Source organism: Lonsdalea populi (genome assembly GCF_015999465.1).
GTDB lineage: Bacteria > Pseudomonadota > Gammaproteobacteria > Enterobacterales > Enterobacteriaceae > Lonsdalea > Lonsdalea populi.
Genome location: NZ_CP065534.1, coordinates 3,355,043 through 3,372,384, shown reverse-complemented (window position 1 = coordinate 3,372,384; position 17,342 = coordinate 3,355,043). Strand labels below are relative to the sequence as shown.

General features: G+C 56.2%; 15 protein-coding genes and 1 other RNA gene. 6 read left to right on the top strand and 10 right to left on the bottom strand.

From position 1 onward, the window contains the following. Positions 1-123: 123 nt before the first annotated feature. The 3 genes from uhpA to uhpC all read left to right on the top strand — a co-directional run bounded on the left by uhpA (position 124) and on the right by uhpC (position 3,678). Positions 124-714: a transcriptional regulator UhpA gene (gene uhpA / locus I6N93_RS14900; RefSeq protein ID WP_085689350.1), complete on the top strand. Its 591-nt coding sequence runs from the start codon at positions 124-126 to the stop codon at positions 712-714. Beyond that, the gene (uhpB, locus tag I6N93_RS14895; protein ID WP_085689353.1) at positions 714-2,246 is read left to right on the top strand and encodes a signal transduction histidine-protein kinase/phosphatase UhpB; all 1,533 of its coding nucleotides are present in this window, start codon (positions 714-716) and stop codon (positions 2,244-2,246) included. Before uhpA ends, uhpB begins: the two co-directional genes overlap by 1 nt. A gap of 100 nt (positions 2,247-2,346) precedes the next feature. Beyond that, complete coding sequence (gene uhpC / locus I6N93_RS14890) at positions 2,347-3,678, top strand: MFS transporter (protein ID WP_085689356.1); 1,332 nt, start codon at positions 2,347-2,349, stop codon at positions 3,676-3,678. 157 nt (positions 3,679-3,835) lie between these two features. Here the strand turns inward: uhpC and I6N93_RS14885 are convergent, their stop codons facing one another. The 9 genes from I6N93_RS14885 to I6N93_RS14845 all read right to left on the bottom strand — a co-directional run bounded on the left by I6N93_RS14885 (position 3,836) and on the right by I6N93_RS14845 (position 14,602). Then, entirely contained in the window at positions 3,836-4,363 is a 528-nt protein-coding gene (locus tag I6N93_RS14885) for a chorismate mutase (RefSeq protein WP_085689359.1), read from the bottom strand. Positions 4,364-4,439: 76 nt separating this feature from the next. Further along, positions 4,440-5,639 carry an MFS transporter gene (locus I6N93_RS14880; protein WP_085689362.1) on the bottom strand — a complete coding sequence of 400 codons (1,200 nt, stop codon included), beginning with the start codon at positions 5,637-5,639 and terminating at the stop codon, positions 4,440-4,442. Between the two features lie 360 nt (positions 5,640-5,999). Next, entirely contained in the window at positions 6,000-7,469 is a 1,470-nt protein-coding gene (locus tag I6N93_RS14875; protein WP_085689364.1) for a SulP family inorganic anion transporter, read from the bottom strand. Continuing rightward, positions 7,466-8,101: a carbonic anhydrase gene (locus I6N93_RS14870; protein ID WP_085689367.1), complete on the bottom strand. Its 636-nt coding sequence runs from the start codon at positions 8,099-8,101 to the stop codon at positions 7,466-7,468. Before I6N93_RS14870 ends, I6N93_RS14875 begins: the two co-directional genes overlap by 4 nt. A gap of 1,033 nt (positions 8,102-9,134) precedes the next feature. Continuing rightward, positions 9,135-9,662, bottom strand: coding sequence for a YagU family protein (locus I6N93_RS14865; protein WP_085689380.1), 528 nt, complete (start codon positions 9,660-9,662; stop codon positions 9,135-9,137). A 553-nt stretch (positions 9,663-10,215) separates the two neighbouring features. Beyond that, a complete protein-coding gene (ubiI, locus tag I6N93_RS14860; RefSeq protein WP_112114269.1) occupies positions 10,216-11,427 on the bottom strand; it encodes an FAD-dependent 2-octaprenylphenol hydroxylase in 1,212 nt (403 codons plus the stop codon). 35 nt (positions 11,428-11,462) lie between these two features. Further along, on the bottom strand, positions 11,463-12,641 hold the full coding sequence (gene ubiH, locus I6N93_RS14855; RefSeq protein WP_085690077.1) for a 2-octaprenyl-6-methoxyphenyl hydroxylase: 1,179 nt from the start codon (positions 12,639-12,641) through the stop codon (positions 11,463-11,465). After that, the gene (gene pepP, locus I6N93_RS14850; RefSeq protein WP_085690079.1) at positions 12,638-13,963 is read right to left on the bottom strand and encodes a Xaa-Pro aminopeptidase; all 1,326 of its coding nucleotides are present in this window, start codon (positions 13,961-13,963) and stop codon (positions 12,638-12,640) included. The genes ubiH and pepP overlap by 4 nt, the downstream gene beginning before the upstream one ends. A gap of 57 nt (positions 13,964-14,020) precedes the next feature. Continuing rightward, positions 14,021-14,602 carry a YecA/YgfB family protein gene (locus tag I6N93_RS14845; protein ID WP_085690081.1) on the bottom strand — a complete coding sequence of 194 codons (582 nt, stop codon included), beginning with the start codon at positions 14,600-14,602 and terminating at the stop codon, positions 14,021-14,023. Positions 14,603-14,792: 190 nt separating this feature from the next. Here I6N93_RS14845 and zapA point away from each other — a divergent pair, with 190 nt between their 5' ends. The 3 genes from zapA to I6N93_RS14830 all read left to right on the top strand — a co-directional run bounded on the left by zapA (position 14,793) and on the right by I6N93_RS14830 (position 16,046). Beyond that, positions 14,793-15,122, top strand: coding sequence for a cell division protein ZapA (zapA, locus tag I6N93_RS14840; protein ID WP_026739504.1), 330 nt, complete (start codon positions 14,793-14,795; stop codon positions 15,120-15,122). A gap of 84 nt (positions 15,123-15,206) precedes the next feature. After that, positions 15,207-15,389: non-coding RNA, 6S RNA (ssrS, locus tag I6N93_RS14835), on the top strand. A gap of 39 nt (positions 15,390-15,428) precedes the next feature. Beyond that, the gene (locus tag I6N93_RS14830) at positions 15,429-16,046 is read left to right on the top strand and encodes a 5-formyltetrahydrofolate cyclo-ligase (protein ID WP_085690083.1); all 618 of its coding nucleotides are present in this window, start codon (positions 15,429-15,431) and stop codon (positions 16,044-16,046) included. An 11-nt stretch (positions 16,047-16,057) separates the two neighbouring features. Here I6N93_RS14830 and nadR read toward each other — a convergent pair whose 3' ends face one another. After that, positions 16,058-17,302, bottom strand: a complete 1,245-nt coding sequence (gene nadR, locus I6N93_RS14825; RefSeq protein WP_085690085.1) for a multifunctional transcriptional regulator/nicotinamide-nucleotide adenylyltransferase/ribosylnicotinamide kinase NadR — start codon at positions 17,300-17,302, stop codon at positions 16,058-16,060. Between the last annotated feature and the right edge of the window lie 40 nt (positions 17,303-17,342).

Here is a 17,342-nt window from a genome sequence, read left to right as displayed (position 1 = left end):
GCGTGTGACGGCGCGCGAAGACGGGACCGCGCTCGCCTGATGCTGAGGCGAGCGGGGTACTGTGGCCTGCGCCGGGCATTATGTATAATCTCCGCCTTTCCGTTCATTCCCCCGGAGCCTGCTATGACTTACCGCGTTGTCTTCATTGATGACCACTACATCGTGCGTTCAGGATTTGTGCAACTGTTGGCGCTGGAAGAGGATATGGAGGTGGTGGGTGAGTTCAGCTCGGCTGCCGAAGCGCGCAAGGGATTGCCGGGATTGCAGGCGCATATCTGCATTTGCGATATCTCTATGCCCGACGAAAGCGGACTGGATCTGCTGGCAGACCTGCCCTACGGGCTGGCGGTGATTATGCTGTCGATGCACGATAATCCGGCGATGGTGGAACTGGCGCTGGAGCGCGGCGCGCGGGGGTTTCTGTCCAAACGTTGTCATCCGGACGATCTGGTGACGGCCGTGCGCACCGTGGGTCAGGGCGGCGTCTATCTGATGCCGGAGATCGCCCGCCAGCTGACGCGCTCGCTGGTCGACCCGTTGACGCGGCGCGAAGGCGAAGTCGCCATGCTGCTGGCGCAGGGGTACGACGTGCGCGAGGTCGCGTTGCAGCTGGGACTCTCCCCGAAAACGGTACACGTCCACCGCGCCAATCTGTTCGCCAAACTGGGCGTCAACAATAACGTCGAGCTGGCGCAGCGTATGTTGGGGTACTGATGCAGCGCCTCATTCTTGCCGTCTCCATTTTCTTCCTCTATGCCGCCGCCTGGTTTTGCCTGTGGGGGATCGGCACCGCGCTGGTCGCCCATCCGCTGGAGGCCGTGATGTTGTTCCCCTTCGGCCTGCGGGTCGGCGTGCTGCTGCAAACGCCGCGCCGATGCTGGAGCGGGATCTTGTGCGCGGAAGCCGTGATGCTGTGGGTGCTGTATCAGCAGTTTGGCGCGAGCGCCGAACTGTGGGCGTTGCTGTGTACTCTGCCGGCGTGCCTGGCGCTATTGCGGTTAACGGCCGGGTGGCTGCAGCGATCCCTGCAGAGCGAGGCGGAGTGGCAGTGGCCTTTGCAGCAGGGGGCCGTCGTCGTGCTGGCGGCGGCGTTGCAGGCGGTGATCTGGTCGCTGGTGATGGGCACCGCCCCCGTGCAACCGCTGCTGCTGGGGCTGAGCGGCGGATTGATGGTCGCGCCGACCTGCCTGTTGATCTGGCAATATTTGTCCCGGCAGCGCTGGGCGCCGCTGGAGCCGGGGCTGATTCATCAGCCGCTGAATATGAGGTTGCATCATCTGGGCGGATATCTGGTGTTGTTCGCCTTTAGCGTCTGGCTTCAGCGTCAGGCGGATGACGTCGAACTGCGGCGCTTTGCGCCGTTTTGTCTGGCGATCCCGATTGTTTTCATGTCCTACCGTTATGGCTGGCAGGGCGCGCTGCTGGCGACCTTGCTCAACGGCGTGGTGTTGATCGCGTCCGAACCCCACGGTATGGGGCCTCACCGCGATTTGCTGTTGTCGCTGCTGGCGCAGAGCCTGACCGGGATGCTGCTGGGCGCGGGCATAGAACGTCAGCGCTATCTGAATCAGCAGCTGATTTTCCGACTGGCGGAGAACCGGCGGCTGGCCCGTTCGCTGGTGACGGCGGAAGAGGACACCCGGCGCAAGATCGCCCGTGAACTGCATGACGAAGTCGGACAAACCATCACCGTGATCCGCACGCATTCCGGCATCATCAGGAAGCTGGCGCAGGAGCCGCGGGTGTTGTCCAGCGCATCGGCGATTGAAACCTACGCCCTGCGGGTGTATGACGGCATTCACGATCTGCTGGCGCAGTTGTGGCCCGCCGCGCTCAGCACGCTTCCCCTGTCGGGGGCGCTGGCGGCGCTGCTGCGCGATCTGGTGCCGCCCGATCAGGGGATAACGACCTCGTTGGACTGGCAAATTCCGGATGCGCAGCTGGACGATACGCTGAAGATCATTCTCTATCGGCTGTGTCAGGAAGGCGTGACCAACGCGTGCCGTCATGCGGAGGCGACCCGCATCGACGTCAGCGGCCAGCGTAATGCCGCCGGGCAGTATTGCGTCAGTATTCAGGATAACGGGCGGGGCGTGGATGTGGCGCACGTCAAACCGGGCTATGGGCTACGCGGGATTCAGGATCGCGTGCGCGCCATCGGCGGCGAATGCGCTCTGCGTAACGAAGGCGGAACGCGCCTGGTTGTGATCCTCCCCGCAATTTTCGGAAAAAATACCCAAAACTAGGAAAAAGTCTTAGTCGTCCTGCGCCATTGGCTGGGTCGGATCGCGCGTGCGCGAGGCACCATAAGCGCCACTCACGCGACAGCAGTATAACGAGGTTTTCATGTGGTTCATTTTAAAAAGCCGTCCTGACGCCCCTCAGGTGCAGGACAGCGCCCAGATCGATGCGGCCTATAAATATTGGCGCATTCAATTGATGTGGGTTATGTACGTCGGCTACGCCGCTTTCTATTTCACCCGCAAGAGCTTCAACTTCATCATGCCGGCGATGGTGAGCGATCTCGGCCTGAGCATGTCGGATATCGGCATCCTGGGCACGCTGTTTTACATCACTTACGGCTGCTCCAAATTTATCTCCGGGATGATCAGCGACCGTTCCAATCCGCGCTACTTCATGGGGATCGGTCTGATGATGACGGGAGTCATCAACATCGCCTTCGGCCTGAGCTCCTCCTTGCTGGTGTTCGGCGCGCTGTGGATGGTCAACGCCTTCTTCCAGGGGTGGGGGTGGCCGCCGTGCTCCAAAATCCTGACCAGCTGGTACTCCCGCTCTGAGCGCGGCGGCTGGTGGGCTATCTGGAACACCTCGCACAACTTCGGCGGGGCGCTGATCCCGCTGCTGGTGGGCTTTATTTCCCTGCATTTCAGCTGGCGCTACGGCATGATCATCCCCGGCATTATCGGGATTGCGCTGGGTCTGCTGCTGTGCTGGCGGCTGCGCGACAAGCCGAACACGATGGGCCTACCGAGCGTCGGTCAGTGGCGTCATGACGAAATGGAGCTGGTACAGGAGTCTGAAGGTCAGGGCCTCACCAACCGTCAGATCATCAAGCGCTACGTGCTGACCAACAAGTACATCTGGCTGCTGGCGGTCTCCTACGTGCTGGTGTACATCGTCCGTACTGCGTTGAACGACTGGGGTAACCTTTACCTGACGCAGGAGAAAGGTTACTCCCTGATGACGGCCAACTCGGCGCTGGCGCTGTTTGAAGTGGGTGGATTTATCGGTTCACTGGTCGCAGGTTGGGGTTCTGACAAACTGTTCCACGGTAACCGTGGGCCGATGAACCTGATTTTCGCCATTGGTATCTTCCTGTCCGTGGCCGCGCTGTGGCTGATGCCGGGCATCAGCTATGTGTTGCAGGCGGGCTGCTTCTTCGCTATCGGCTTTTTCATCTTCGGTCCGCAGATGCTGATCGGTATGGCGGCGGCAGAGTGTTCTCATAAAGATGCGGCTGGCGCGGCGACCGGTTTTGTCGGTCTGTTCGCTTACCTGGGCGCTGCGCTGTCCGGTTATCCGGTGGCGCAGGTGGTTGAAAAATGGCACTGGTCGGGTTTCTTCGTCGTGATTTCCATCGCGGCCTGCCTGTCAGCGCTGTTCCTGCTGCCGTTCCTGCGTGCGCAGAATCAGGATAACGTGAAAAAAACGGCCTGATCCGGGCGGTCGCCTGACCGCCGAGACTTCCCAGACGGCATCTGACCGGGCTTGATGTTGTCATGCGTGTGATACAGCGCCCCCGTAAAGAAATGGCATCGTGGCTTCCGCCCCATTTTCTTCTGCGGGGGCGCTGTTTTATCGCGCGCCTTACCGATCAATGTTTCAGACGGATTTGCTGCAAGGTAGCGTAGAGGCGTTTTTTATCGCCGACGCTCAGCTTTTTGTCTGTCAGAGACTGCGCGAACCGCGCATAGGTTAACCGATGAAGGTTACCATCCTGCTGTAACATGACGGAAATTTGTTGCAGCAACTGCACATTGATGTCGGTTAAACGCGCCCGTACCGTCTCCAGTGGAAGCGGTTGGTAGTTCAGCTCGGGAGACGAGAGCCAGTCCGCGCGGTAGCGATACTGAACCGCCTTAGCCGCATCCATCTGCGCTTGAACGAACGGGGCGGTGGAAGCGCAGTCCAGTCCATCTTTCTCCGCCTGACGCAGGCTGATCTCAAGGACATTGTGTTCTTGCCCTGAATCTTCAATCGGTCGTTGATGCGCCATTTTATCGGCGGCGACGTCCTTCATGTAGCTGAGTCGTTGATTGATCAGATCGGCGACCGGCGATGTCCCCGCGGCGATGGCGTTGCAACAAAACACGAGGGTGAGAAGCATCGTTTTCCGTAACATGGTAGCTCCTTGCTAGAGATATGGGATATGTTTATCCGGGTGGGGTCTATGCCCTCGCCACTAGAAAACGCTGGCGCTATTTGGTCTGTGGTGACGAGATAGGTGCATATTGTTGCATTTTACGCATTCCCAGCACGATCCCCAACCCCGATAGTAGGGCAATCCCCACGGCGATGTACATAAAGCGCTGAATAGGCAGGCGATAATGTTCAGCGATAAACAGAAACAGCCACATAAACGGCAGGATAGACTGATTCAGCATCACGATCAGCGAAGAGGCGCCGGCCAATTGCCGGGAAGGGATCAGGGTAATACGCAGTGTACGCATAACGTTATCGGTGAAGACTTTTCCCGCAATGCACAGCGAGTAGAAGATGAGAAACGGTATCAGTCTGTCCATCGTATGGCAGAGCGCCAGCGACGACAGCGTGATGACGAGAATGCCGAACGTCAGCTGCGCCTCTTTGCTAAAACGCCGCATTCCGGCGCCGTAAATAAAGGTCGTGGCCATGCCGGCGGCTCCCGCAAAAATCTGAACCAACCCGAAATATTCAATGGGCAACGCCATTTTGGTCTCAATGATGGCCGGACCGCTTGAGGCAATTAATCCAGCGAAGAAATTATTTCCCGCTGCCAGAAATATCGTCAAAATAATTAGCGGACTTTTAAATAAGCTCCGGGAAGGCATTAAATCGGTCCTTGCCAGAGACGTATTTTTCGCGGCGAGAGTACGATATTGAATGATCAAAAAATAATAGGCATTGATTAAATAACAGGTGGCGGCAATAAATAAAATCGTCATGTAGCCTGAGTCATAAAATAAGATGCCGAGCAACGGGCCTACAATACAGCCTAATAAATCTGCTCGGGTCAGCAGGTAGGCGTCTTTATTCACATCCTGGCTGTAGGCGGCGATCCATTTCTCAAACGCCAGCGTGGTTTGTGCATTGCCCGCGGATACGACGGTGCCGAACACCCCCGCGCACAGGGATAAGAGCAGCGGGTCCCGCGTGAAGTGCACTACCAGACACAGTAACAGGCAGGCCAATGCTTTGACCGCATCCGAGCCGATGGAAAGCGTGCGCACGCCCCAGCGGTCGATGCCGGCTCCCAGCAAGGGAGTCAGTATAATCCGGGGCAGCCACCACAAGGCGTAGGCGAGCCCCGAATAGGTCAGACTTTGGGTTTCCGAATAGACCAATACGGAGATCAAAAACACCGTGAGGCCGTCTGCAATAAATACTAAAGAAACAAAAAAAAGTGGGATAGGACTCATGTATGACTTCATCCTGAATCATATTACGGTTGTTTTTAAATTAAAAAAATTTTTATTAAAACACCCGTAGGGGGGAATCCGTGCCGAAGCGTAACGATGGATAAGCTAAAGCCTGTTTGCGCACCAATATAATGATGAGGTCGACATAAAGTAAACCCTAATCTATTTTTTACCGTCTTATGTCAATCCATTCAGGGATAATTTTCGAACTTATTATTTATCCCGGTTTAGCTCGGTGATTGCGTTTTAATCGGCGGTGGGGAAACGGTTGCGGATCGCGGATACCGGGCCGCCTGAACGGCCCGGGCTTTAGGGGATATCTTGGCAGTACGACGTCGCACTACACGGAACCTCATGGCATTACAGCGGCCACTGCGCCAGACGAATGCCGCGTTGCGTCGCCTCTTCTCTGAACTCGAGCAGCATATTTTTGACATCCGCATCGATGTAGTCCGCATTGTCGTGCTCAACGATGACCACGCTGTGGGCAGGGATCTTGTTGAGCAGCGACTGCAGGTGTGGATTGTGCACGAACGTCAGGTTCTTCTGGAAGCGCAGTACGAAATGGTCGCCGTAGCGCGTGAGCTGCAGCGCATTACGATGGCTCTTATAGCTGCTGATGGTGAGCTGAGACGCTATTCCCAACCCAATCCCCGCCAGCATGCCGAATACGATAATACCGGCAATTGTGATGATGAACGGGGCAAACTGCTGCCAGCCATTTTTCCACTGAGAGACGAACAGGGCGGGTGCCGCCAGCTTGTATCCGGTATACAGCAGTACGGCTGCCAGGCTGGCCAGTGGAATAATGTTCAGCAACTGACTCATGTAACGCACGCTCAGCAGCAGCAGAACCGCGTGCAGCAGGATGGAGATTTTACTGCGCGCCCCCGCGTTGACGTTGACGGAGCTGCGGACGATCACCGCCGTGATGGGCAGCCCGCCGACAAAACCGCTGAGCAGGTTACCGACGCCCTGGGCGCGCAGCTCTTTATCCGGCGACGGCGGCGGTGTCTGCGGTTTGATTTTCTTCAAAGCTTCCTGACTGAGCAGCGTTTCCAGACTGGCGACCAGCGCCAGCGTGACGGCGACGATATAAACGGCGGGGTTGTTCCAAACCTGCCAGTCGGGACGGACGGCTTCGGCGGCCAGCTGCCCGAGGTTGTCGAATTCCGGCAGCTGAATACGCGGCAGCCGGTCGGCGAAGTCCGGAATGAGACGATCCCCGAACAGGGCGCAGAGACTGCCGAAGAGCACGGCGATCAGCGGGCCGGGGAACCAGCTCAGGACCTTATGCTGTTTGATGCCGGGAAGATCCCAGAGCCACAGCAGCAGCAGCCCGGAGACGGCGATGAACGGCGCGCTGAAGGACGGCAGGTTGGATGGGACGCGCCAGAACGCCGTCATCTGGTCCGGATCCGAGAATCCCAGCGCCAGCGGAATTTGCTGCATGATCAACAGCAGGCCGATGGCGGCCAACATGCCGCGGATCACGCTACCGGGAACCACTGAAATGAAACGGCCGATACGGGCCACTCCCATCAGGTATTGCAACACCCCGGACATCATGATGGCGAACAGCAGAGCGGCAAAAGAACCCAGCGATTCAATGGCCCCGGAGACGATCGTGACCAGCCCCGCGGCCGGACCGCTGACGGCATAGCGCGACGGGCTAAGCAGCGTGACCACCAGACCGCCGATGACGCCGGTCACCAGGCCGACAAACGGAGACAGCCCGCTGGCCTGCGCAATCCCCAGACAGAGCGGTAGCGCGACAAGAAAGACGACAATCCCGGCGGGAATATCCTGGCGAAGCGTTGAGAGGTTCATGCGGCGCCCTCCTTATGGCTCTGGTGAATCAACTCTTTCAAATGACCGTTATGCAGGTCGTAGACGCAGCCGAACACGCTCAGTTCCATACCGTCCTCCCAGGCTTCGATAACCGGTGGGGCGTGGACCAGCCGGGTAAACTGTTCACGGACGTTGGCTTCGACCAGCCGATTTCTCTGTTCGTCCGGCGTTTCTTTTTTTTCCTGACTTTGATGATCGGGCAGATGGGGAAGTAGCGTCGAGCGCAGCGACGTGATCCGCCGGGACAACGCGGAGTTCTCCTGATCCAGCGCCATCGTCGGCAGCTCGATTGCCGCCTGAACGCCGCCGCAGCAGTAGTGGCCGCACAGCACGATGCGCGAGACGCGCAGGTATTCGAGGGCATATTGCAGCACGCTCATGAAGTTGTCGTCCTCGTGATCCACCATGTTGGCAATGTTGCGATGAACAAACAACTCGCCGGGGCTGGAGCCCGTCAGTACTTCGGCGGGAACGCGGCTGTCTGAACAGCCGATCCAGAGCGAGTGCGGCTTCTGCACCAAGACATGTTGTTTAAAGTAGTGCGGGTGCCGTTGGCGGCGTTGCAGCGCCCAACTGCGATTTTTGGCGAGCAAGGGTTTCAAAGTCGTCAAAATAGGTCTCTCCTGTGAAAAAAATTGAATGTGAGTTGAGCTTGTGTACACGCTTTCACTTTTCCCAGTAATATATGGCCCCGAAAATGAAAAATATGGGTTAAATGACCGATTATGGATATCGCCTGAATTCAAGGCCTGGTGCTGACGCAAATAAATTAACTTGTTGTGATTTTAAGAAAAAAAGAGTTATTCACCAGTCGAAAAAACATAAATCAGATTAATTACCTAAGCGGTTATATTATAACTTATCGCTAAGCCCCTGCTGCGGGACATTAATTTAGTTATTTAACGCGAATCATCTTGTCATTCTATAATTGCTGTGCGGGGATGGCGCCTATATGTGCCGACGTTACGCACGGGGGCGTCTGCTATTGGTCTTTGTGCGTTTACTACATTGATTTTATTGTTTTTTATTCATTTTTCCGTGAGAATAGATCGCTGATAAGTGTAATCATCCCTGATGTTGCACTTATTTTTTTAAATTTATCTTATTTTTACAATGCTAAAGCATAACGCCAGTATTCCCCGGTGACGGCACGCATTTGATATTAAAACACCTAAGGCAATGTCCCGTTTTTCTTGCCAGTTGAGTTTGGTATTAAAATCAACCTGATATTGAGTAGGGTTATATTCGCTATTTAAATCGTGAAATAAAAACGTCATATAAAATTGGAATGTGTAACGAAGGTATTTAGCGTTGGAACGGCGGAATCGATCAAACTCTGACTCTTCTTATAGCTCTTCCCTTGTCAATAGGGAGCATTGGGGCTATATGCAGGTACTTTGGGTTCCCTTTTATATCAATAAATGTCAATTTTTTTAAATAAGTTTGATTGGTGCCAAGATCGCGATTGTCGCTGTGGAGCACCGGCGGCGGTCAAGCCGTGCGGAGCCAGCGGTTGTCGGTGATAAAAAAGGTTAGACGTTAATACGTTGAATGACGTTTGAAAGAATAACGTCGAGAGGGGAGAAAAAAATGCCGCAACCCAGGTCGGGCAGCGGCAGAATCTTACGGGCATTTAATGACGAATTAGCGCGTTTCGCCAGCGTCAGGCAGGTGAGTCATTCGGTTGCGCAGGTCGCGGCGAGCAAGCTCAGCCACCCAGAAGCAGAACATATGGCCAAACAGTTCAGAGAAGTGTTCAGCGAACGGTTGATCCCACGGCGCAGGCACCGTACCGAACAGCGGCAGCAGAACCACGTGGAAAACAACCCACAGAACCAGGCCGTAGAACGCGCCTTGCCACAGTTTGATTTTGGTGCAGAATTCAGCTGCGATGCAGTACAGCACGGTGAAGGTGATCGAGAAACCGAAATGCATGATGAAGCTCATGATCGGACGCGGGTTACCGTTGAACAAGTAGCTAATGTGAGAAAGTTCGAAAGACATGCCCAGTTGTTGCAGTAATTCTTGTGGCGGGTTAGTTAGATCTCGTGCGGGCGTTCTGGGCGGAAAAGGAATTTCCCAGCCAAATTTTGTAATGGCACAAATAATGCCCGCAATAACACCGACCAATATAGCCAGTAATACTTTTTCTTTAACAGTACGCGCTTGCAGCATGTTATTTTCTCCTTAATAACGGCGCAAAAAAAAGAACGAAAATGGCAGATCCCCTGCTGGTAATATCCCCGTCAGAAACTGAAGATCTATGATTATATGTGGTTGCAATCATATACCTACCTAAGAAAGGTGTCGACATTATCTGCTTGTCTTCGCGCCTTTATAGTGTAGCGAAAATGCTAAAGGAAAGGCACAATAGGGTTAGTGTAATGCAGCACTTGAGAAATATAACTCCCCTCATTTTATAGCCGGATATTTTAAGTTAGAAATATCATGTAAATAGCTTTCTTATATTATTCAGGTAATGAGAAATAAACGATATCGCTTTTAACATGATGTTGAAAAAGTGTCGCTGCTTTATTGTGCGTTATTTCTATCCCGTATTTATCTTCGCGATACATCTTCGATAAATCGTTTATCTGTTATCTGCGGGTCAACGTGTAAGAGCAGAGACTTGTCGGCGAGTTGAGGTGCTGAGGACCTTGCGGTGTGCCGGGAGTAAATCAAGAGAGGGGAAATCATTCAGGAGCGCCGGGGACGCTCCCATTAACTAGCGTTGTTCTTCCAGCCAATCGGGCATGTCGTGGAACCCCATTGCCTGGCGTACCAGCGTCGGTTTGATGCCGGGCAGGGTATCCGCCAGCTTCAGCCCTACGTCGCGCAGCAGTTTCTTGGCCGGATGCGAACCAGCGAACAGATCGCGGAATCCCTGCATGCTGGCCAGCATTACCGCAGCGCTGTGTTTGCGGCGACGTTCGTAGCGGCGCAGATGGAGATACTGGCCGATGTCTTTGCCCTGAGACTGAAGGCGTTTTAGCTCGGCGATCAGCTCGGCGACGTCCATAAAGCCCAGATTCACCCCCTGTCCCGCTAACGGATGAATGGTATGCGCCGCATCGCCTATCAGCACCAAGCGGTGCGCGGCAAAGTTGCGGGCGTAGCGTGCCGTCAATGGGAAACGTTGCCGCTCGCTTTCCAGCTCGCACAGGCCCAGCCGCATATCAAACTCGGCGGCCAGCTGCGAATTAAATGTTTCCGCCGGCGCTTCCAGCATTGTCTGGGCGCGTTCGGGCGGCAGAGACCAGACGATGGAGCAAAGATGCGGATCGCTGAGCGGCAGGAACGCCAGCATGCCGTCGCCGTGGAAGACCTGTCGCGCTACGGAGTCATGCGGGCGCTGGGTACGGATATTGGCGACCAGCGCATGATGACCGTAATCCCAGAAGGTCAGCGGAATATCGGCATGTTGCCGCAGCCATGAGTGTGCGCCGTCCGCGCCTACCACCAGCCGCGCCGTCAGCATGCTGCCGTCTTCCAGCGTGATAAAGGCTTCGTTTTCGCCCCACGCCACCTGCTTTAAGGCGGCGGGGGCGATGAGCGTGACGTCACGCGCGCGTTCTGCATGTCGCCACAGCGATTGTTGGATAACGTCATTCTCGATGATGTGGCCGAGATGGGAAAAACCGGTTTCTTCGCCGTTGAAGCTGATGCTTCCAAAGCTATCCCGATCCCACACAGACATCTTGTTATAAGGGCTGATGCGCTGGGCCGCGATGGTCTCCCACACGCCGAGCTTTCGCAGCAGCTGTTCGCTGGCGGCATTAATTGCTGACACTCGCGGTGCCTGATCCTGCTGGAAGTCGGGGGCATTAACCGGCTGTTTTTCCAGTACGGCGATGCGTAACCCGCAGCCCTGTAGCCCGCAGGCTAGCGCCAGACCGACCATGCCTCCGCCGGTGATGACCACGTCAAATGATTGCATAAAGCGTGAATTCCTGTTGTTGCCGTCGGCGACGGTTATCGTTCCACCCAGCCTAGCGTTCTGCGCGCCAGGCTATCCCGCAGCGCCGGCAGGCTGTTCATGGCCATTAAGCCCAGATTGCGCGCCACTTCCATTGAGAGATACGCGTTGGCGAAGATCCGCACCAGTCCGTCGGTGATCGCGACGGTCGCCTGGCGATCCGGCTGACGGCGCTGCTCGTAGCGATCCAGTACCGGGTAGCTGCCGGGATCCTCTCCGCGTAACACGGCGTCCACCAGCGTTTCCGCCAGCGTCATTACATCGCGCAGCCCGAGGTTGAAGCCCTGACCGGCGATAGGATGGAGCGTTTGCGCCGCGTTGCCGACCAGCGCGAGCCGGTGGCTGATGTGGCGCTCTGCGGTGCGCAGCGCGAGGGGATAACTGTGGCGTTCACCGACATGCGTCATCGCGCCCAGCCGCCAACCGAAGGCAAGTTGGAGCTGACGCCGGAACTCGTCGCCGTTCCAGCTATCCACCTCGGCCTGACTCGCCTGCGGGTGGCACCAGACCAGCGAGCTTCGACCCTGACTCATCGGCAACAGCGCCAACGGGCCGTGCGGCGTGAAGCGCTCATAGGCGCGTCCGCGGTGAGACTCCGAGGTGGCGACGTTGGCAATGACCGCCACCTGATCGTAAGGATGTTCTTGCCAGCGTATCCCTGCGGCGCGGGCCAGCTGAGAGTGGGAGCCGTCGGCGGCAATCAACAGCTGGCCGCGCAATGCGTCGCCGTTGTCCAGCGTTAGCGTGGCGCCGCCGGTATCGCGTTCGACGTTGACCACCGTCGACGGGCAGTGGAGCCTGACGCCCGGCGCGTGCTCCAAAAGTGAAAACAGGCGTTTGCCGGCTTCATGCAGCTCAACGACATAACCCAAAGCGTCGACGTGGTAGTTCCGTGCGTGCAAATAGACGTGGCCCGCGTGCCCGCGATCGCTGACGTGGACGGTGGTGATCGGTGTGGCGGCATCCGCCAGAGCAGGCCAGATACCGATTGTCTCCAACTGCTGGCGGGTACCTTCCGATAAGGCGATGGCGCGAGCGTCAAAGCCGGGGTGCTGGCGATCCTGCGGGTCGCGGGATTCGATAAGATCGACCGCAATCTTCCCCTGAGACAGGGTGGAGATCGCGAGCGCCAGCGTTGCGCCGGCCATTCCTCCGCCGACAATCAGGAGACTCATGAAGCGTTGCTCGCCGCGGCGGCCATCAGCGCTTCGATATCGTCCGGATCTTTGACCACGCCTGCGGTCAGCACTTCGTTGCCGCTGGCGGTAATGACAATGTCGTCTTCGATGCGTATGCCGATGCCGCGATATTCCGGCGGGACGTCGGCGTCCGGAGCGATATACAGGCCTGGCTCTACCGTCAGCACCATGCCCGGCGCCAGGATGCGTCCGCGATCGCCGGAACCGTAATCGCCGACGTCATGGACATCCAGACCCAGCCAGTGACTCAGGCCGTGCATATAGAAGTCGCGGTGCGCTTCGGCGGCATAGAGTTCGTCAATGTCGCCTTGCAAAATACCAAGGTCCAGCAGACCCTGCAGCATGATGCGGACCACTTCTTCATTCACTTCACGGATGCTGCGACCCGGACCATAGAGTTCGATGGCGCGTTTTTCGGCGGCCAGTACGATATCGTAAATCGCGCGCTGGGGCGCCGTGAATTTTCCGTTAACCGGGAAGGTGCGGGTGATGTCGCCCGCATAGCCCTGATACTCGCAGCCGGCGTCGATCAGCACCAGATCGCCATCCTGCATCTGGCTCTCGTTCTCGGTGTAATGGAGTATGCAGCCGTTTTCGCCGCTGCCCACAATCGTGTTGTAAGACGGGTAGCGCGCGCCGTGGCGGGTGAACTCGTAGTGAATTTCCCCTTCCAACTGATACTCATACAGACCGGGACGACAGGTTTGCATCGCGCGGGTATGAGCCAGCGCGGTGATTTCGCCGGCCCGTCGCATCAGGTCGATTTCAACCGGCGACTTGATCAGGCGCATTTCGTGCACCCACGGGCGCCAGTCCGTGATCGTCGACGGAGCGGAATAGCCTTTACGGCTGCCCTCTCGCAGCGTTTCCAGCGCGCTGAACACCCGTTTGTCGGCATAACGGTACTGGCCCTGCGCGTGGTAAATCACGTCCAGTCCATTCAGCAACAGATGCAGCTGTTCGCCCATTTCTTCAAACGGCAACGCACGGTCCACGCCCAGTTTGGCCGGGGCGGCATCCTGTCCCAGACGGCGTCCGAACCAGATCTCGGCGGTGATATCGCGTACCCGGTTGAACAGAACGCTGTGGTGATGATTTTCATCGCTCTTGACCAGCAGCAGCGCGGCTTCTGGCTCATTAAAGCCGGTGAAGTACCAGAAATCGCTGCTCTGCCGGTAGGGATAGTCGCTGTCGGCATTACGTTGCGTTTCGGGGGCCGCAAAAATAATCGCGGCGCTGGCAGGCGCCATTTTTTCCAGCAATGCCTGCCGTCGACGGAGATATTCTTGTTGATTCATCACCTGCTCCTGAATTGTCAGCGCCGGGCGCTGATCGGTAAGGCGGATAGCCTAACGTTAGTGCAGCGTCGGCTTTTGTTCGGGGGCGGTTACCACCGGATGCGTGAACTCGTTATGACACATTATGGCAGCGACCCGCACATATTCGATGACTTCTTCCAGCGACTGGGCCAGCTGATCCTGATCTTCATCTTCGTCATAGCCCAACTGAGCGATGTTGCGCAGATCGCCAATCACCTCTTTCAGTTCGCCCTGCATCTTGTCCAGACGTGGCTGCACCACGCCCAGTCCGAGCAGGAAGTGGTTGACCCAGCCGGCCAGACCGTCGGCGCGTTCGAAAACGGTCACATTATCTTGCGCATCGTCCGGCAGGAACAGCTGGAACATGAAGCCTTCATCTTCCAGCGTATTGCGGGTGATCTGATAAATCTCCAGCAGCGGCTGAGCCAGCGCCTGGGGGAAAGACAGGCCGTCGTTGGTCAGTTCCGACACCAGTGTTTTCCAGCTGTCGTCGTGATTGCCGCCGCATAAAATGCCGCCGATCAGGCCGTGCATTTCCGCCGCCGTTAGGGCGACCTGGTGCTGTTGCAGGAGTTGTTCAATGGCTTCGTAGCCAGGGAGTTTGTTCTCTATAGACATGCGCATTCATCGTCGTTGCGGGGAGTTCGTGTTATGCTACCACCAAGCTCCGTTGCTGTACCAGAAAGGGCTTGTATCTTCCATTTGGGGTATATATAGTGGCGCCCGCTTTTTACCTGGAAGGGTTGCCAGGCAGCGCAAGGTAACCAATCCGCGTGGGCGCGAAACGACATAAGGGCAGGAAAGTGGCATGTCTGCACAACCGGTAGATATTCAAATTTTTGGCCGTTCGCTAAGAGTGAATTGTCCGCCAGAACAACAGGACGCGTTGAATCAGGCTGCGGAAGATCTTAACCAGCGGTTGCAAGATCTCAAAGTTCGCACTAGAGTCACAAACACGGAGCAACTGGTCTTTATCGCCGCGCTCAATGTGTGCCATGAGTTGGCGCAGGAACGGACAAAAACCCGTGACTATGCCTCCAACATGGAACAACGGATTCGCATGCTGCAGCAGACCATTGAACAAGCGCTGCTGGAGCAAGGCCGCATTACCGACCGTCAAGATGCCCAGTTTGAATAAGCGTGCATTTTGGTAAAAAGGTCACGGATTACGGGTAACAAAACGCTGTTAGACATGTTAGGGTAACAGCGAGTAACAAATAAAATTTCTCTGAGATGTTTGCCAGCGGGCCAGTCCCCTGAGCCGATATTTATAACCAACAGAATGTTGTGCTTGTGGTTGGTGCGCATGCTCGGTCCGTCCGAGAAGCCTAAAAACTGCGACGCGACGTTCACCTTGAACCAAGGGTTCAAGGGTTACAGCCTGCGACGGCATCTCGGAGATTCCCTCCTTTTTACATCCTCCTCTAACAGGCCGATAACCGATATGCAGACGCCCGTTTCTTCTGCCGATCGCTCCGCCGATCTGGATCGTCAGACTCTCCGTCAGCGTATACGCCAACGTCGCCGCGCGCTTAGCGCCGAACAGCAGACGATATTCTCTCAACAGGCTGCGCAACGCATCATCGCTCACCCTCGCATTCAGCAGGCTCGACACGTGGCGGCGTACCTTTCATTTGACGGCGAACTGGATACCGCTCCGTTAATTGACGCGCTCTGGCGGCTGGGTAAACAGGTCTACCTGCCCGTCCTGCATCCGTTCAGCACAGGTCAACTGCTGTTCTTGCGCTATGAACACGATACGGCGCTGAGGCTCAACCGGCTGAATATCCTGCAGCCGCGATTAGACGTAAGTCAGGTGCTGCCGACTCACCGGCTCGATATTCTGTTAACACCGCTGGTGGCGTTCGACGATCGGGGACAACGACTGGGAATGGGCGGCGGATTCTACGATCGCACGCTGAAACACTGGCAGGCGCACGGGCCTTATCCCATCGGTCTGGCTCATGACTGTCAGCAGATTGAGCAGGTGCCGGCGGCCTATTGGGACGTCCCGCTCCCGGAAATCCTCACGCCGTCCCGCGCATGGCAGTGGCCAGCGTGAAGTGCGCTAGTTTAGCTCATGCTGCGGCCGTCGTGCCCCAGCATGTTCTGAACCAGCTCTACGCAGCGCAGGAAGCGGCTATCGTAATCTGATTCGGTGACATACACGTAGTCGACATGATACTGCGCCAGCATCTCTTTCAGCAGATTCTGAAACTCCGCCCGCTCGGCTTTGCTGCCGAGACTTCTCAGACCGTCCGCCACCCACGGCGTGTTGTTTTCCAGCAAAATGACCAAATCGAAGCGGTACTCCTCAATCAGCGCCTGAACGAACGGGTGCTCGCGCCCTTCATATTTTCTACAAAACGCCTGCGTAGTGATGAAATCGGTATCGATGAACGCCACTTTATTGGCATATTTCACTGAAAAATCGATGTATTGAGCCTGACCGAGCGCGATTTTATCGTAGTCGGAATACTGCAATGCCATCTCGTCCCCACCCAGATGTGAAAACACGTAGTCACGGCCGTATTCCCAGGCGCTGGTGGTGTTGAAGATATTGGATAACTTATTGACCAACGTCGATTTTCCGCTGGATTCGCCCCCCAGAATTGCCACGGTGCGCACGAAGAAAGGTTTCACTTCCGTGGGAATGTATTCCCAGTAGCGGAACGGGTTCTGTCGGATCTGCGAGCCGCTGATATTCATGAAGGAACGTTTCGGGTCGACCAACACGGCATCGATCCCCAGATGGGGTGCGTACTGCGGCGCGTCCTGCTCTTCGCTGGTGTAGACGAAGTTAGGTTCGATACCTTTCTCCGCCATGAATTTTTTAATTCCCAGGCTCCAGACGTTCCAACCGTGCGGGTAGGGTTCCATACCTTCTTCATTGAAAGCGTGAATATGGATATTTTTCTGATACTTGAAGGTTTGCAGCAGCCAGCGCAGGCGGTCGCTGACGGTCGGTTGCTGCGACATGGAGCTGTGTTCGAAGAGGGTGCGGTCCCTCTCTTCGTCGAATCCCATGATGACGTGCAGTTCATCCACCTGGCTGCAGGCGCGCTGGATCAGATAGATATGGCCGGTATGCAGTGGGTAAAATTTACCGAACACGACGCCGATACTTTTCTGGTGGTAAGGAAACTCCAGCCCCAGGAATCGGTGCAGCGCTTCCAGCTTCTGCGCGCTGGGGCTTTTGATTTTGGCGTTCAGTAGTTGGCTAAGGTAGCCTTTCGTCATCCCGGTGGCGTCGGCAACCTGCTGTAGGGTATAGCCGTGTTGCCTGATAGCCGATTTGAGGTAATCGAATAGTGACATGATCCGGCGCTCCTGGTTTAGCTTACTAAACAAAATACCA

Bases quoted from the DNA above. Each gene is read 5' to 3' on its own strand.
- uhpA (WP_085689350.1), top strand. From the start codon at position 124: ATGACTTACCGCGTTGTCTTCATTGATGACCACTACATCGTGCGTTCA.
- uhpB (WP_085689353.1), top strand. From the start codon at position 714: ATGCAGCGCCTCATTCTTGCCGTCTCCATTTTCTTCCTCTATGCCGCC.
- uhpC (WP_085689356.1), top strand. From the start codon at position 2,347: ATGTGGTTCATTTTAAAAAGCCGTCCTGACGCCCCTCAGGTGCAGGAC.
- I6N93_RS14885 (WP_085689359.1), bottom strand. From the start codon at position 4,363: ATGTTACGGAAAACGATGCTTCTCACCCTCGTGTTTTGTTGCAACGCC.
- I6N93_RS14880 (WP_085689362.1), bottom strand. From the start codon at position 5,639: ATGAGTCCTATCCCACTTTTTTTTGTTTCTTTAGTATTTATTGCAGAC.
- I6N93_RS14875 (WP_085689364.1), bottom strand. From the start codon at position 7,469: ATGAACCTCTCAACGCTTCGCCAGGATATTCCCGCCGGGATTGTCGTC.
- ubiI (WP_112114269.1), bottom strand. From the start codon at position 11,427: ATGCAATCATTTGACGTGGTCATCACCGGCGGAGGCATGGTCGGTCTG.
- ubiH (WP_085690077.1), bottom strand. From the start codon at position 12,641: ATGAGTCTCCTGATTGTCGGCGGAGGAATGGCCGGCGCAACGCTGGCG.
- pepP (WP_085690079.1), bottom strand. From the start codon at position 13,963: ATGAATCAACAAGAATATCTCCGTCGACGGCAGGCATTGCTGGAAAAA.
- I6N93_RS14845 (WP_085690081.1), bottom strand. From the start codon at position 14,602: ATGTCTATAGAGAACAAACTCCCTGGCTACGAAGCCATTGAACAACTC.
- zapA (WP_026739504.1), top strand. From the start codon at position 14,793: ATGTCTGCACAACCGGTAGATATTCAAATTTTTGGCCGTTCGCTAAGA.
- I6N93_RS14830 (WP_085690083.1), top strand. From the start codon at position 15,429: ATGCAGACGCCCGTTTCTTCTGCCGATCGCTCCGCCGATCTGGATCGT.
- nadR (WP_085690085.1), bottom strand. From the start codon at position 17,302: ATGTCACTATTCGATTACCTCAAATCGGCTATCAGGCAACACGGCTAT.